Below are 14,666 nucleotides of genomic sequence, written 5' to 3' on the forward strand. Positions count from 1 at the left end.
GATGCATGACGCTTAAAGAAAACGGGCGTCGAGCGTCTTGCATCAGGCGTCGGGCGTTCTTACAGCTTTGAGCTGAGATCACGAATTTCCTGATTGAGGATGCGGTTGTTGTCGCGGTAGTCCACCGGGCAATCAATCACGTGCACGCCGCCGGCGGCATAGCACTCTTCGATCAGCGGGGCGAGGCCAGCGGTGGATTCTACACGATGGCCATTGGCGCCATAAGCGCGGGCATAATCCACGAAGTCCGGGTTGGTGAAGTCCAGACCGAAGTCCTGGAAATCCATGTCCGCCTGCTTCCACTTGATCATGCCGTAGCCGTCGTCGCGCAGGATCAGAATCACGATGTCCAGCTTCAGGCGAACCGCGGTTTCCAGTTCCTGGCTGTTCATCATGAAGCCGCCGTCACCGGCAATGGCCATTACGCGACGTTCCGGATAGACCATCTTGGCGGCCATGCCGGAGGGCAGGCCGGCGCCCATGGTGGCCAGCGCGTTATCCAGCAGCACGGTGTTGGGTTTGATCGCCGGGTAGTTACGGGCAAACCAGATTTTGTACATGCCGTTGTCGAGGGTAAGGATGCCGTCTTCGGGCATGACCTTGCGGATCTCGTCCACCAGACGCTGCGGGCGGATCGGGAAGCTGTCATCGGCGATGCCTTCACGGATGTGAGTCTGCAGCGCATCACGAATCCGGTGGAAGTCGGAGAAGCTCCAGTGCTCCTGGGGCTCCAGGCGTTCCTTGAGCTGCCAAAGGCTGTTGGCGATATCGCCGATCACTTCAATCTGCGGGAAGTAGACCGGGTCGACCTGGGCGGAGTTGAAGTTGATGTGTACCACTTCGGCGCCGCCCGGGCGCATGAAAAACGGTGGCTTCTCCACCACGTCGTGACCCACATTGATGATCAGGTCGGCCTGGTCGATGGCACGGTGCACGAAGTCACCGGCGGACAAGGCCGTATTGCCAAGGAAGTGCGCGCCGGTCTCATCCACCACCCCTTTGCCCATCTGGGTGGTGATCACCGGGATGCCCAGCTTCTCCACAAACTGGCGCAGCATCTTGCTGGTCAGCTTGCGGTTGGCGCCGGCGCCGGCCAGCAGCAGCGGCTTGCGCGCACCTTGGATGGCTTCGATGGCCTTGCAGATAGCCTTGTCTTCGGCTATCGGGCGACGGGTCATGCTCGGCTCGGTGACCGGCATGGTGGAATGTTCGCGGGCGATATCTTCCGGCAGCTCCAGGTGAGTCGCGCCGGGGCGTTCTTCTTGCGCAAGACGGAAGGCTTCGCGAATGCGGGTGGGGATGGAGTCGCCACTGACCACCTGCTTGGTGAACTTTGTCAGCGGGCGCATCATGTCGACCACATCAATGATCTGGAACTGGCCCTGCTTGCTGCTCTTGATGGGCTTCTGGCCGGTGATCATCACCATGGGCATGGCGCCGAGCTGGGCATAGGCGGCGGCGGTCACGAAGTTGGTGGCGCCGGGGCCAAGGGTGGACATGCACACACCGGCCTTGCCGGTCAGGCGACCATAGGTGGAAGCCATGAAACCGGCTGCCTGCTCATGACGGGTAATCACCAGTTTGATTTTGGAGCCGCGCAGGGACTCCAGCAGGTCCAGGTTTTCTTCGCCAGGAATGGCAAAGACGTGTTCAACGCCTTCGGCTTCCAGGGCTCGGACGAACAAATCTGATGCTTTCATGAGGTGGTCTCTCCGGTTGTGACCTGTCTGATATTCGGTTGCAGCAGGTGTCCACGAGTGTGTGGCAATGCAATTTCAACGCTGTTTAATGCAAACGCTGTGCCTGCTTTTCCCTGCTTTGGTGCGGGAAAAGTGCATCAAGTTGGTGCTAGGTAGACATTTCGAGGTTCACTATAGCGCGAGATGGTGCATCAAAGGGGTAGTTAAAGCCGATACTTTTTATTAACAAATGTGATCATGAACCATTGCCGATAAGGTGGTGGCGGTGCACAGTCTGCGCCTAGCAGGCTGTTGAAAAGCCCGTTGCGTACTCAGTCTTTCAGGCTGGTTCGCCCCCTCTATGGGCCAAAAGGTAAAGAGGGGCGCGCTTTTGAAGGTGTATGTCCATCCATCGAAAAAGCGCAACAACGAGTGCGGACCAGCCTGGAAGACCCGGGAGCACTCTAAAGAGTATAAAGGCGCGGCCTGAAGCGCACATCTGCTGCGCCTTGCCTCTCGGAAAGGGAACCACCCTGACCATCGAGACAAGACACAACAGCTGCACGCTTCAGGCCACGCTGAGTATGCAAGGGGCTTTTCAACAGCCTGCTAGGAGGGAGACTATGAAAATCTGGCTTGGAATCGTATCGGTGATAGCGTTGCTGGTGGTGGCGGCACTGGCCGGCCTGCATCGCTGGTTCAATCCTCCTTCCCCTGCAGCGCAGCTGTTTTATAACGGCACCATCATGACCATGGACCCGGCGCAGCCTGAGGCCCCGGCCATGCTGGTCAAGCGTGGTGAGATCGTCGCGTTCGGTGATGTGGACAGCCTCCGTGACCAGGTTAGCCGCGATGCCCTGCAGGTGGACCTGGAGGGCGGAACCCTGATGCCGGGCTTCATCGAAGCCCATGGCCATTTTCCCGGTGAAGGCCTGTCTGCCATTGCGGTGGATGCCAACAGTCCCCCCATCGGTGACCTCTACAGTATCGACACCTTGCTGGAGCGCTTGAAGTTGCTGGCCCAGCGGCGCCCGGAAGGCACGCTGCTGGCTTACGGGTTTGATGACACCACGGTCGGAGAGCAGCGTTACCCCACCCGGGAGGAGCTGGATTCTGTCAGCGACAAGCGCCCGATCATGGTGATGCATATTTCCGGTCATCTTGGCGTATTGAACAGCGCTGCATTGTCGCTCATGGGTATCGAAGAAACCGTGCAGGATCCGGCGGGCGGTTTTTACGGTCGAGACGCAGAGGGACGCCTGAATGGCCTTCTGGCGGAAACCGCCTTCAGTTCGGTAAGGGCCAGATTGCTGGATCTGTCTGCCATGGATGGCTGGCGCGTGATGCGCCGTGCCGCGCAGCAGTATCTCTCCCGTGGAATCACCTTTGCCCAGAATGGACTGGCGGATGCAGCCAATATCAGGGCGCTGGGCCCGGTGCTGCGTTATGGCATGCTGCCGCTGCGACTGAGTGTCTGGCCAGACGCCGACGCGCAGGAGCAAATCGGGTCTGGACGCCTGTCGTTAACACCGGGGCCCCGTGGTTATCTCGGTTCAGTGAAACTGGTCAGTGATGGCTCCCTGCAAGGCTTTACCGGCTTCCTCAGCGAGCCATATTTTACTGTGCCGGAGAGTTACCCGGAGGATTACCTGGGTTTCCCCTCTTTGTCGCTGGAGGCGTTGAGCGAGCAGGTGGCGCGCTTCCATTGCCGGGATCGTCAGGTGGCGATTCATGCTAATGGTGATGCGGCCATCACCATGAGCCTGGACGCGGTGGCTGCGGCCCGAGCCCAGTGCCCGAAGATCAGGCAACAGCCGGTTCTGATCCATGCGCAGATGGCAACGGCAGAACAGTTGCAGCGTATGGTGGCGCTGGACGTGATCCCCTCTTTTTTCAATGTGCATGTGTATTACTGGGGGGATCGGCACCGGGACATTTTCCTTGGCCCGGAGCGTGCTGCGCGGATATCGCCATTGGCAGAGGCACAGCAGTTGGGTCTGCCCTTTACCCTGCATGCGGATTCACCGGTAGTGCCGTTCCAGCCGTTGCAACTGGTATGGAATGCGGTGCACCGGGAAACCGCCAGCGGTGAAATGTTGGGGGCGGATCAGGCGATCGATGTGAAGCGCGCACTGCGGGCGGTGACGGTGGATGCGGCAAGGCAGCTGGGTGTGGCAGAGGAGGTCGGGCAATTGCGACCCGGCATGAAAGCGGATCTGGTCTGGCTCGACCGTGATCCCCGTGAATTCATTGCAGACTGGAAAGCTATCCAGGTGCGTGGGGTCTGGGTCGATGGGGTCCGTCGCTTTCCTGGCGGAATGTCAGAGTAGCGGCGAGGGCTAAGTGGGGCCAGCGATGCGGCCCCTGTATCGGTAGGGCGCCGTTACGGCGCCACCGCCTGAATTAGTGCCAGGTGCCTTCGAGGTTCTCGCACTGCTCCAGAAATTCTTCTGCACTCATTTCAATCGCGTCGTGATCCAGGTGTGAGGCCACCTGTTCTTTCAGTTGTCCAACGACCTTGGACATCACGGTCAGGGTTTCTTCCACCTGCTCGATGGTTTCCAGCAGATCCTCGGCTTCTTGCAGATACTCTTCACGCAGGTACTCGTCTTTCTCGTAGTCGCTCATGCGAAGCCTCCTGATGGTTTGTGAGTCCCCGACTTCAGAACTCCTCTCCATGTTGCCAACGATAGGGGCGTAAAACAAACGGCAATTGGGGGTATTTGATTAAAGTTTGATCGTTTGTGATGGATGGTCGCGAGTATTTTACGAACGGTTCAATTGCCGCTCCCCTGGGGGCTGTCTGCAGGGGGCAAAACCAGAGATCAAAAGAGGATTAACCACAGAGAACACAGAGTTCAGCGAGATAGAAGCGGAGATTTTCTCGACTCCTTTAGCCGGTTTGGTTGAATGTGCTTTGGATTTTTTCTGGCACCGTGTCGACAACGGTGGCAAGTGCAACAGCGACCTGCCTGTGACGCAGGGCAGCAATATCAGAAAGTGAGGGTGAGGGTGGTCCAGTCGCTGGATGCGGGTTGGGCGGAGTCTTGATTGTTGGCGTTGCTGTCCACTGTGTGCGTCATTACTGCCCCGGTACCGGTAGCACTCAAGAGGGATGCATTGTCCCAATCAAGTGAGTGAGCGCTGTCAGGAAAATACTGGAAGTCTTCAGTGGATCCGTCGGCTGATTTCACCGTGCGGGTTCCATGGCTGTGGCTGAGGCCGACGTCATAGCTGCTGCCACGGGAACAGGACACATCCGTTGCCAGAGAGCCGGATTGCTTGCGTCCGATCTTGTCGATGGAGCATGTCGCACCGAGGGTAAGCTGCACCTGAAAACGCGCAGTATTTGAAGCGGCCATCGCTGATGCCGACAAGGCGCAGGAGACAATCAGAATAAGGGACGTGCAACGTTTCATCATTCCTTCCCTGGAATGGCCTTTCCCTCTTTTATATCGGATGCCCGGTGGGTGTTACATATAACCCGTGTTGCCTAAACGTTATGACTAATTGCGGTGGGTAAATGTGTCGAAATTTCAGGATTATCTTCCGAGAACGTTTTCATGGGAAAGGGTGGGTAGTGAGATCTGCGGCGGATGAATTTATGAGCGCTGCGTCGTACCATCTGACCACAGGCGGAAGTCTTTTCTGTGGGAGCGTGCTTGCACGCGAAAAGCTTCCAGAGAATCGCCTGCAGGCAGGCTCCTACGGAAAGGGGGGCAGTATAGGGTGTCCCGGTTTCTCCAAGCGTGTAGCCTGTCGCGTGAAGCATGATGCGTAAAAACAAAAAAGGCGCCGAAGCGCCTTTTTCTTTTTCCGTCTTTCTTAATCCCAGCTCAGCGCACCGCCGACTTGGTATTCGGTCACTCGAGTTTCGAAGAAGTTCTTCTCTTTGCGCAGGTCCATGATTTCGCTCATCCACGGGAACGGGTTGTTCACGCCTTTGAACTGCTCCGGCAGACCCAGCTGGGCCAGGCGGCGGTTGGCGATGAACTGCAGGTACTCTTCCATCATGGAGGCGTTCATGCCGAGCACACCGCGGGGCATGGTGTCGCGGGCGTACTGGATTTCCAGCTCGGTGCCTTCCAGGATCATCTGGGTGGCCTTGTCGCGCATCTGCTGGTCCCACAGGTGCGGGTTTTCCAGTTTGATCTGGTTGATCACGTCCACACCGAAGTTCACGTGCATGGATTCGTCACGCAGGATGTACTGGAACTGCTCGGCGACGCCGGTCATCTTGTTGCGGCGGCCCATGGAGAGGATCTGGGTGAAGCCACAGTAGAAGAAGATGCCTTCCAGTACACAGTAGAACGCGATCAGGTTTTCCAGCAGCGCCTTGTCGGTTTCCACGGTGCCAGTCTTGAATTCCGGATCGGACAGGTCGCGGGTGTACTGGATGCCCCACTGTGCCTTCTTGGCCACGGCAGGAATCTCGCGGTACATGTTGAAGATCTCGCCTTCATCCATGCCCAGGGACTCGATGCAGTACTGGTAGGCGTGGGTGTGGATCGCTTCTTCAAAGGACTGACGCAGGATGTACTGGCGACACTCCGGGTTGGTGATCAGGCGGTAGATGGCCAGCACCAGGTTGTTGGCAACCAGGGAATCGGCGGTGGAGAAGAAACCCAGGTTACGCTTGACGATACGGCGCTCATCTTCGGTGAGGCCGTCGGGCTTTTTCCACAGCGCCAGGTCGGCGTTCATGTTCACTTCCTGGGGCATCCAGTGGTTGGCACAGCCATCCAGATATTTCTGCCATGCCCAGTCGTACTTGAACGGTACCAGCTGGTTGAGGTCAGCGCGGCAGTTGATCATGCGCTTGTCGTCAACTTCCACACGGCCGGCGGTGCCTTCCAGTTCGGCCACACCTTCGGCCACATCCATCTTGGCGACGGCGGCTTGGGCGCGTTCGACGGCGTCGGTCACGGCCCTCTCTATTGAGGTGTCTGGGGTTCGTCCTCGCAGCTCATCGCTTCCTGAATCTCCAGCATCCGCTGCACTTCCCGGTGCCGGTGCTTGAGGTGCAGATGCCGCTTGTTCAGAAACCGCCGCAGATTGCGACGGCGCTGCGGGCTTTGGTTGCGGCTTGGCGGCAGGCGTCTCTTGCGCATTGAATTCGTCCCAGCTCAGCATGTGTATCTCCCTTCATTCTGTCAGCGGTGGCGCCCTGGCGTCACCCTTGATGCATTCTTTAACCGGCCTGACGCTTGAGGCCTGACGCCGGACGCTAAAAGGATGGAAAGCGTCGGGCGTCGGGCGTCAAGCATCCGGCGTTTATTGGCAGGCTTCGCAATCCGGATCATCGATGGAGCAGGCCTGCGGCACGTCGGCGGCCTGGCTGAACTCCGCCGGTTCTTCTTCCACCTTGGAAGAAACGCGGTTGAGCTTGCCATCGTTGATGGTGGATTTTTCTGCCTGGGTCGCACCGATGGCGCGCAGGTAGTAAGTGGTCTTGAGACCCAGCAACCAGGCCATCTTGTAGGTTACGTCCAGCTTCTTGCCGTTGGCTTCCGCGATGTACAGGTTCAGGGACTGGGCCTGATCGATCCACTTCTGGCGGCGGCTTGCCGCTTCCACAATCCAGCGGGTCTCCACTTCAAAGGCAGTACGGAACTGCTCTTTGAGATCGGCAGGAATACGCTCGATGGGCTGCGCAGAACCGTCGTAGTACTTCAGGTCGTTGACCATCACGTTGTCCCACAGGCCGCGCTCTTTCAGGGCGTGTACCAGGTACGGGTTCACTACCGTGAACTCGCCGGACAGGTTCGATTTCACGTACAGGTTCTGATAAGTCGGCTCAATGGATTGTGAAACCCCGGTGATGTTGGCAATCGTCGCGGTGGGCGCGATGGCCATCACGTTGGAGTTACGCATGCCTTTTTTCGCCATCTCGCGCACGCTGTCCCAGTCCAGGGTCTGGCTGCGATCGACTTTGCAGTATTCCTCGCCACGCTGGTTCACCAGGATATCGATGGAGTCGATCGGCAGTACGCCCTGGCTCCACAGGGAGCCGTCGAAGGTCTGGTAGGCGCCGCGCTCTTCGGCCAGTTTGGCGGAGGCCTGAATGGCGTAGTAGCTCACTGCTTCCATGGAGGTATCCGCGAAGGACACTGCATCGGAAGAAGCGTAGCTGATGCCTTGCTTGTACAGCGCATCCTGGAAACCCATGATGCCCAGGCCCACCGGGCGATGCTTCATGTTGGAGTTTTCTGCCTGCGGCACACTGTAGTAGTTGATGTCGATCACGTTATCCAGCATGCGCACGGCGGTGTTAATGGTGCGCTGCAGCTTGTCGGTGTCGAGACCGTTTTCGTCCACGTGCTGGGCCAGGTTCACGGAACCCAGGTTACACACGGCGATTTCATCCTTGTTGGTGTTCAGGGTGATCTCGGTGCACAGGTTGGAGGAGTGCACCACGCCCACGTGCTGCTGCGGGCTGCGCAGGTTGCACGGATCCTTGAAGGTGAACCACGGGTGGCCGGTTTCGAACAGCATGGACAGCATCTTGCGCCACAGGTTGATGGCGGGAATGCGCTTGAACAGCTTCAGCTCGCCGGAACGGGTCTGCTCTTCATAGGCCAGGTAGGCTTTCTCGAAGGCTTCGCCGTACAGGTCGTGCAGGTCCGGGGTGTCGTTGGGGCTGAACAGGGTCCAGTCTTCTTCGTTCAGCACACGCTTCATGAACAGGTCGGGAATCCAGTTGGCGCTGTTCATGTCGTGGGTACGGCGACGGTCGTCACCGGTGTTCTTGCGCAGCTCGAGGAATTCCTCGATGTCCATGTGCCAGGTTTCCAGGTAGGCACAGACCGCGCCCTTGCGCTTGCCACCCTGGTTCACGGCCACGGCAGTGTCGTTGACCACTTTCAGGAAGGGCACCACACCCTGGGATTTGCCATTGGTACCTTTAATGTAGGAGCCCAGTGCGCGCACCGGAGTCCAGTCATTACCCAGGCCGCCGGCAAACTTGGACAGCATGGCGTTGTCCTGGATGGCACCGTAGATGCCGTGCAGGTCATCGGGCACGGTGGTCAGGTAGCAGCTGGACAGCTGCGGACGCAGGGTGCCGGCGTTGAACAGGGTGGGGGTAGAGCTCATGTAATCGAAGCTGGAGAGCAGGTTGTAGAACTCGATGGCGCGCTCTTCCTTGTTCTCTTCTTCGATGGCCAGACCCATGGCGACACGCATGAAGAAGCACTGCGGTAGTTCGATGCGGGTGTCGTTATGGTGAATGAAGTAACGGTCGTACAAGGTCTGGAGGCCCAGGTAGGAGAACTGCAGATCGCGGTCGCCCTGGATGGCAGCACCCAGACGGGCCAGATCGTACTCACCCAGTTTCGGGCTCAGCAGCTCCAGTTCGATACCCTTGGTGATGTAGGCGTTGAGAGCATCGCTGTACAGTGCATTCATTTCTTCCTGGTTGGCGCGCTCGGCCACCTCCAGGTACTGCAGCGCTTCGGCGCGGATCTTGTCCATCAGCAGGCGGGCAGTGACCAGGGAGTAGTTGGGCTCCACTTCGATCAGGGTGCGCGCGGTCATCACCATGGAGGTGTTGACGTCGTTGATGGAGACACCGTCGTACAGGTTCTTCACGGTTTCGGTGATGATCTTGTCGGCGTGGACATCGTCCAGGCCTTCACAGGCGGTGCGGATAAGATGCTCGAGGCGGCCCATGTCCAGCGGCGCCTTGCTGCCATCTTCCATGGTCACGGACATTTCCACCTTGTGGGTGGGTTCCGGGAACTGGCTGGCCTGCTCAGCACGCTTCTGCGCCTGACGGTCACGGTACAGCACGTAGTCACGGGCCACCTTGTGCTCGCCATTACGCATCAGGGCCAGTTCGACCTGATCCTGGATTTCTTCAATGTGGATGGTGCCGCCGGAGGGCATACGGCGCTTGAAAGTGGCGCTGACCTGCTCGGTGAGGCGCGCCACGGTTTCATGGATACGGGAAGAGGCGGCTGCGGTGCCACCTTCTACCGCCAGGAATGCCTTGCTGATGGCGACGGTAATCTTGTCGTCATCGTAGCTCACTACCTTGCCGTTACGCTTGATCACGCGCAGCTGGCCTGGTGCGGTATTGGCGATGTTCTGGTCCTGGCCAGCATCGTCGCCCGCGGCCCCGGTGGGGTTCTGTGGGTTCTGATTCATATCCGTTTGCATGGTGCCCTCTCCGTTGTCGTGCTGTTCTGTCTGTTTGTCTTGTGTGGTGTTGTCCGGTTGCGTGGGGTTGTGAACCACGCAAAACGCCACGGCGCTACGCCATGGCGTGAAAAACTGGGTCGCTGCTGGAGCTGTTTGTCGGGTCCGGATGGTGGACCACTATATATTGTGTCTTTTCCATGACGCTTTCCCCTTCCCTGAGTGCCTTGTTGCCGCTAAATTGCTGATCGGCGGGCACTTTTTCCCGTTATTGTTGGTCTTGCGATTGGGGGTCGGCGGCCTTGTGAAAACCCAATATGTTGGGGTCGCCGATCAGGATCAGTACAAGTTATAGTTGCTCCCCTCGTTTTGCAAGCACTTCGCCTGGGGAAATTTTGTGGATAACTTGTGGAGCGATGTGAGTGCATTTTGCGGGCACTGTCCTTGTGCAGGGCGGCACTAGATCTTGTGTTTGTCAACGCCAAAATTGGGGTATGAATACCGTTCGAACAGAAGTGCGACGTTTACAAGGTTGCCGTGGGCTGTGCGTATGCGTATAAACGTGCGATAGGGATACGTTTTTGACAGTGACCGGGTTGGTCCTGACAGGAAACGACAATAACGATACAAATCGATAAGGATAAGGACGGGATGACAACGGTGCAGGATAACCCGCCAGCCATCATGATCGTGGAAGATGATGAACGTCTTGCCGATCTCACCTGTGAATATCTGCAAGCCAACGGTCTCGATGTCACTGTCGTCAGCGATGGTGAGGAAGCGATTCGTCGCATTCGGGCCGAACAGCCGGATCTGGTGGTGCTGGACCTCATGCTGCCGGGCGCCGATGGCCTGACGGTATGCCGCGAAGTACGTAGTGCCTACAAGAACCCTATCCTGATGCTCACCGCCCGCACCGATGACATGGATCAGGTGCTGGGTCTGGAAATGGGCGCGGATGATTATGTCGCCAAACCGGTAAAACCCCGGGTGCTGCTGGCACGGATTCGTGCGCTGCTGCGCCGGGTAGAAACCGACAACGAGCGCGACAACTCGCCGGCACGGCTGGAATTTGGTGCGCTGGTGATCGACAACTCCGCCCGGGAAGTGACCCTGGCCGGAGAGTCGGTGGACCTGACCAGCGCAGAATACGATCTGCTCTGGCTGCTGGCTTCCAATGCCGGCACGGTGCTTTCTCGCGAGACCATTTTCGAGAAATTGCGCGGCATCCAGTACGATGGGCAGGATCGCTCCATCGACGTGCGGATTTCCCGTATTCGTCCCAAGGTGGGCGATGATCCGGAGAACCCGAAGCGTATCAAGACGGTGCGCTCCAAGGGCTATTTGTTCGTCAAGGAAATCGGCGCGGCCTGATCGCTTGCCGCGCTGTGACGCAGGGTCGGGTGACCTTTGAATAGTATCTTTGTGCGGCTCTACGGCGGGCTGCTGTTGGCGCTGTGCTTTATCGGTGCCATCACCTATGCCTCCGTGCAGCTGGTCAATCAGTATCGGTCCGATATCTACCGGGAAGAAATGGCGCGCGGTACCTTCTACCTGATGGCAGAGGGCTACCAGCGCTATGAGCCGGCGGAGCGCGAGCGCTGGAGCAAGGTGCTTACCCAGCTGTTCGGTGCCACCATTGAACTCAAGGATTCGGCGGAGCTTAACCTCGGTTATCGGGAAGCGCTGCACCTGAGTGAAGGCCTGGTGGTAATGCGCCTCAATGATAGTGAGGGTTTTGCCGATATCCTCTTCCAGCTGCCCGGCGAAGATGCCTTCATTGTCACCCGCATGACCAAGGTGTCCGAGCAGCAGGCCCGGGCTACTGCGGTCTTGATCCTCAACCATCTTTCCCACTTCCCGGAAGAACAATGGCAGACGGCGCTGGCCGGGCTGCAGCAATTCTTCGGCTATGACTTGGCCATGGTGGACCGGGACGCCCTGGAGCTGGATGCCGAGCAGGAGCAGCGGCTCAACCGCCGCGAGGTGGTGATTGCCCTGGATGACAGCACCCGCAGTGATTCCAGCATTCGTATCTACGCCCCTGTGGCGCAGACCGGCATGTTGTTGGTGATCGGTCCACTGACCCTGTTCGATCAGTTCCCGATTGAACTGTTACTGGTGGCGGGTGTGCTGAGTCTGCTGGCGGTGGCGTTGGCTACCTATCTGCAGGTCAGCCCCCTGCAGCGGCGGCTCAAGCAGCTGGACCGGGCGGTAAGCCAGCTGGGCTCCGGGGATCTGGGCGCCTATGCCAATATCGAGGGCAGTGATGCTATCGGCCAGGTGGCGGCCACCTTCAATGGCATGACGGCGCACATTCGGCGGCTGATCGAGTCGCAGCGGGAGATGACCCGGGCGGTAAGCCATGAGCTGCGCACCCCGGTGGCGCGCCTGCGGTTCGGGCTGGAAATGCTGGCGGATATCGAGTCAGCGGACCTGCGTCGGGAAAAGCTCAATGCCCTGGATCATGACATCGAGCAGCTGGATCAGCTGATTGATGAGATTCTCACCTATGCCCGCCTGGAACAGGGCACCCCCAATATCGAATTCAAACCGGTCAACGTGACCGACCTGTGCGACCAGCTGCGCGATGAGATGGAAACCATTCGTGGTGTCACCCGCATTTCGGTGGAGAGTGATGCTGCTGCGCTGGAGGTGGAAGCGGAAGAGCGCTACCTGCATCGGGTGCTGCAGAATCTGGTCACTAACGCGCTGCGTTACGCGGCGTCTTCCATTGTCATGCGTATCGATACCGATGCCGACCGGGTAGTGATCCATGTGGATGATGACGGCCCAGGTATTCCCGAGCACGAGCGTGAGCGTGTATTCAAACCCTTCGCCCGACTGGACAAGAGTCGTCACCGCGCCAGTGGTGGCTATGGTCTCGGACTGTCCATCGTCAAACGGATCGTGGACTGGCACGGTGGTGACATCGTGGTGGAAGAAAGCCCGGAAGGCGGCGCCCGCTTTACTGTCACTTTGCCTGCGGTCCAGCAGGGGCAGCATGTGCTGGGACGGGTGAACTGAATTTACGCACGACGCCTGATGCCTGACGCCGGACGCCAAAAGCTTCCGGTTTGCTGCGTCGGGCGTCATGCATCCTGCATCCGGCTTGAATTGTCCATCTAATTGTCCGTTATGGTGCAATCTGCCTTGGGGCGTTCGGGTAAAATGCGCGCCCCCGATACCGCCGGGACGTATTTGTCCGATCCCGCCAATACCGATAACAGGGAAGCCAAGTCATGTCATACATTCTCTCCATCGATCAGGGTACTACCAGTTCGCGGGCCATCGTGTTTGATGGCGATGGCAAGGCGGTAGGGCAGGCGCAGAAAGAATTCGGCCAGCATTTTCCCCAGGATGGCTGGGTGGAGCATGACGCCAAGGAGATCTGGAACGATACCCTGACCCTGTGTCGCGAAGCATTGCGCAATGCCCATATTGAAGCGCAGCAGCTGGCGGCCATCGGTATTACCAACCAGCGTGAAACCACGGTGCTGTGGGACCGGAAGACCGGTGATCCGCTGGCCCGTGCCATCGTCTGGCAGGACCGTCGTACCGCAGCCACCTGTAAGGCCTTGCGCGAAGCCGGCCACGAAGACCTGGTGCGGGAGCGAACCGGTCTGCTGCTGGATCCTTATTTTTCTGCCACCAAATTGGCCTGGTTACTGGACAATACCCCTGGCGCTCGCCAGCGGGCCGAAGCCGGGGAACTGGCTTTCGGCACTATCGATAGCTGGCTGCTGTGGCAGCTGACCCGCGGCAAGGTGCATGCCACCGATGCCACCAACGCTTCGCGCACCCTGTTGTTCAATATCCATACCCAGCAGTGGGATGAAGAGTTGCTGGATCTGTTCAAGGTGCCTGCCAGTGTACTGCCGCAAGTACGTGACAGTGCCGGTGACTTTGGCAAGACCTGCCCGGAGCTGCTGGGGGCGGCGGTGCCGGTGTGTGGCATTGCCGGTGACCAGCAGGCGGCGCTGGTGGGACAGGCCTGTTTCTCTCCGGGGATGGTGAAAAGCACTTACGGCACTGGCTGTTTCATGGTGATGAATACCGGTGACGCCGTGGTGTCCGAAAATCGCCTGCTCACTACTGTGGGCTATCGACTCAACGGCAAGACTACCTATGCGCTGGAAGGCTCCATCTTTGTGGCCGGGGCGGCGATCCAGTGGCTGCGCGATGGCCTCAAGCTGATTTCTGATGCCAGCGAAACCGAGGCCCTGGCACGCCGGGTCGGATCGGCGGGCGGTGTCTATCTTGTGCCGGCGTTTACTGGTCTGGGTGCCCCGTGGTGGGACCCCCATGCCCGCGGGGCATTGCTGGGTCTGACCCGGGATACCGGCATTGCCGAGGTGGTGACTGCGGGCCTTGAAGCGGTGTGTTACCAGTCGCGGGATCTGCTGGATGCCATGGCGGCGGATTGCGGTACCCGTCCGACCACCCTGCGGGTGGATGGCGGCATGGTGGTGAACAACTGGTTGAGCCAGACCCTGGCCGATGTGTTGGGTGTCTGTGTGGACCGGCCGGTAGTCACCGAAACCACTGCCCTTGGCGCAGCCTATCTGGCCGGCTTGGGTTGTGGAATGTATCCATCGCTGGAGGCCATTGCCGGGCAGTGGCGCTGCGAGCGTGAGTTCACTCCGGCTTTGGGGGAAGAAGATCGTCAGCGCCGCTATGCCGGGTGGCGGGATGCGGTGGCCAGAGTGCGCCAGGAGTAAACGTACTGGCCGATTTTGGTCATGAATTCAGTGGCTTGCCGCGCGAAAGCGGGCTCATTTGGCGATGGGCGGTGTGTTTGGGTCGACGGCAAAACTGTGACGCAATACGTAATTAGTATTAATGTGG

At 58.7% G+C, this 14,666-nt stretch carries 9 protein-coding genes; 4 read left to right on the plus strand and 5 right to left on the minus strand.

Features of this window, described 5'->3' with window-relative positions:
• Nucleotides 1-59: 59 nt before the first annotated feature.
• Nucleotides 60-1,700, minus strand: a complete 1,641-nt coding sequence (locus MWU49_RS15745; RefSeq protein ID WP_246974162.1) for an acetolactate synthase large subunit — start codon at nucleotides 1,698-1,700, stop codon at nucleotides 60-62.
• 602 nt (nucleotides 1,701-2,302) lie between these two features.
• Here MWU49_RS15745 and MWU49_RS15750 point away from each other — a divergent pair.
• On the plus strand, nucleotides 2,303-4,009 hold the full coding sequence (locus tag MWU49_RS15750; protein WP_246974164.1) for an amidohydrolase: 1,707 nt from the start codon (nucleotides 2,303-2,305) through the stop codon (nucleotides 4,007-4,009).
• A gap of 73 nt (nucleotides 4,010-4,082) precedes the next feature.
• Here the strand turns inward: MWU49_RS15750 and MWU49_RS15755 are convergent, their stop codons facing one another.
• The 4 genes from MWU49_RS15755 to MWU49_RS15770 form a co-directional block, all read right to left on the minus strand.
• On the minus strand, nucleotides 4,083-4,307 hold the full coding sequence (locus tag MWU49_RS15755; RefSeq protein WP_153502155.1) for a hypothetical protein: 225 nt from the start codon (nucleotides 4,305-4,307) through the stop codon (nucleotides 4,083-4,085).
• Between the two features lie 365 nt (nucleotides 4,308-4,672).
• On the minus strand, nucleotides 4,673-5,098 hold the full coding sequence (locus MWU49_RS15760; protein WP_246974166.1) for a spore coat U domain-containing protein: 426 nt from the start codon (nucleotides 5,096-5,098) through the stop codon (nucleotides 4,673-4,675).
• 406 nt (nucleotides 5,099-5,504) lie between these two features.
• Nucleotides 5,505-6,812, minus strand: a complete 1,308-nt coding sequence (locus tag MWU49_RS15765) for a ribonucleotide-diphosphate reductase subunit beta (RefSeq protein WP_246974167.1) — start codon at nucleotides 6,810-6,812, stop codon at nucleotides 5,505-5,507.
• Between the two features lie 141 nt (nucleotides 6,813-6,953).
• Entirely contained in the window at nucleotides 6,954-9,839 is a 2,886-nt protein-coding gene (locus MWU49_RS15770; protein ID WP_246974168.1) for a ribonucleoside-diphosphate reductase subunit alpha, read from the minus strand.
• A 630-nt stretch (nucleotides 9,840-10,469) separates the two neighbouring features.
• Between MWU49_RS15770 and MWU49_RS15775 the strand changes: the two genes are divergently transcribed.
• The 3 genes from MWU49_RS15775 (at nucleotide 10,470) to glpK (ending at nucleotide 14,539) form a co-directional block, all read left to right on the plus strand.
• Nucleotides 10,470-11,192, plus strand: a complete 723-nt coding sequence (locus tag MWU49_RS15775) for a response regulator (RefSeq protein ID WP_035231354.1) — start codon at nucleotides 10,470-10,472, stop codon at nucleotides 11,190-11,192.
• A gap of 36 nt (nucleotides 11,193-11,228) precedes the next feature.
• Nucleotides 11,229-12,845, plus strand: a complete 1,617-nt coding sequence (locus MWU49_RS15780) for an ATP-binding protein (RefSeq protein ID WP_246974170.1) — start codon at nucleotides 11,229-11,231, stop codon at nucleotides 12,843-12,845.
• Nucleotides 12,846-13,060: 215 nt separating this feature from the next.
• Nucleotides 13,061-14,539 carry a glycerol kinase GlpK gene (gene glpK, locus MWU49_RS15785; RefSeq protein ID WP_246974173.1) on the plus strand — a complete coding sequence of 493 codons (1,479 nt, stop codon included), beginning with the start codon at nucleotides 13,061-13,063 and terminating at the stop codon, nucleotides 14,537-14,539.
• Nucleotides 14,540-14,666: the final 127 nt, after the last annotated feature.

It is taken from the genome of Alcanivorax sp. S6407 (assembly GCF_023016115.1).
Taxonomy (GTDB): Bacteria; Pseudomonadota; Gammaproteobacteria; order Pseudomonadales; family Alcanivoracaceae; genus Alcanivorax.

Excerpts from the sequence above, each read along its gene's own strand:
- MWU49_RS15745 (WP_246974162.1), bottom strand. The coding sequence starts at position 1,700 with ATGAAAGCATCAGATTTGTTCGTCCGAGCCCTGGAAGCCGAAGGCGTT.
- MWU49_RS15750 (WP_246974164.1), top strand. The coding sequence starts at position 2,303 with ATGAAAATCTGGCTTGGAATCGTATCGGTGATAGCGTTGCTGGTGGTG.
- MWU49_RS15755 (WP_153502155.1), bottom strand. The coding sequence starts at position 4,307 with ATGAGCGACTACGAGAAAGACGAGTACCTGCGTGAAGAGTATCTGCAA.
- MWU49_RS15760 (WP_246974166.1), bottom strand. The coding sequence starts at position 5,098 with ATGAAACGTTGCACGTCCCTTATTCTGATTGTCTCCTGCGCCTTGTCG.
- MWU49_RS15765 (WP_246974167.1), bottom strand. The coding sequence starts at position 6,812 with ATGCTGAGCTGGGACGAATTCAATGCGCAAGAGACGCCTGCCGCCAAG.
- MWU49_RS15770 (WP_246974168.1), bottom strand. The coding sequence starts at position 9,839 with ATGCAAACGGATATGAATCAGAACCCACAGAACCCCACCGGGGCCGCG.
- MWU49_RS15775 (WP_035231354.1), top strand. The coding sequence starts at position 10,470 with ATGACAACGGTGCAGGATAACCCGCCAGCCATCATGATCGTGGAAGAT.
- glpK (WP_246974173.1), top strand. The coding sequence starts at position 13,061 with ATGTCATACATTCTCTCCATCGATCAGGGTACTACCAGTTCGCGGGCC.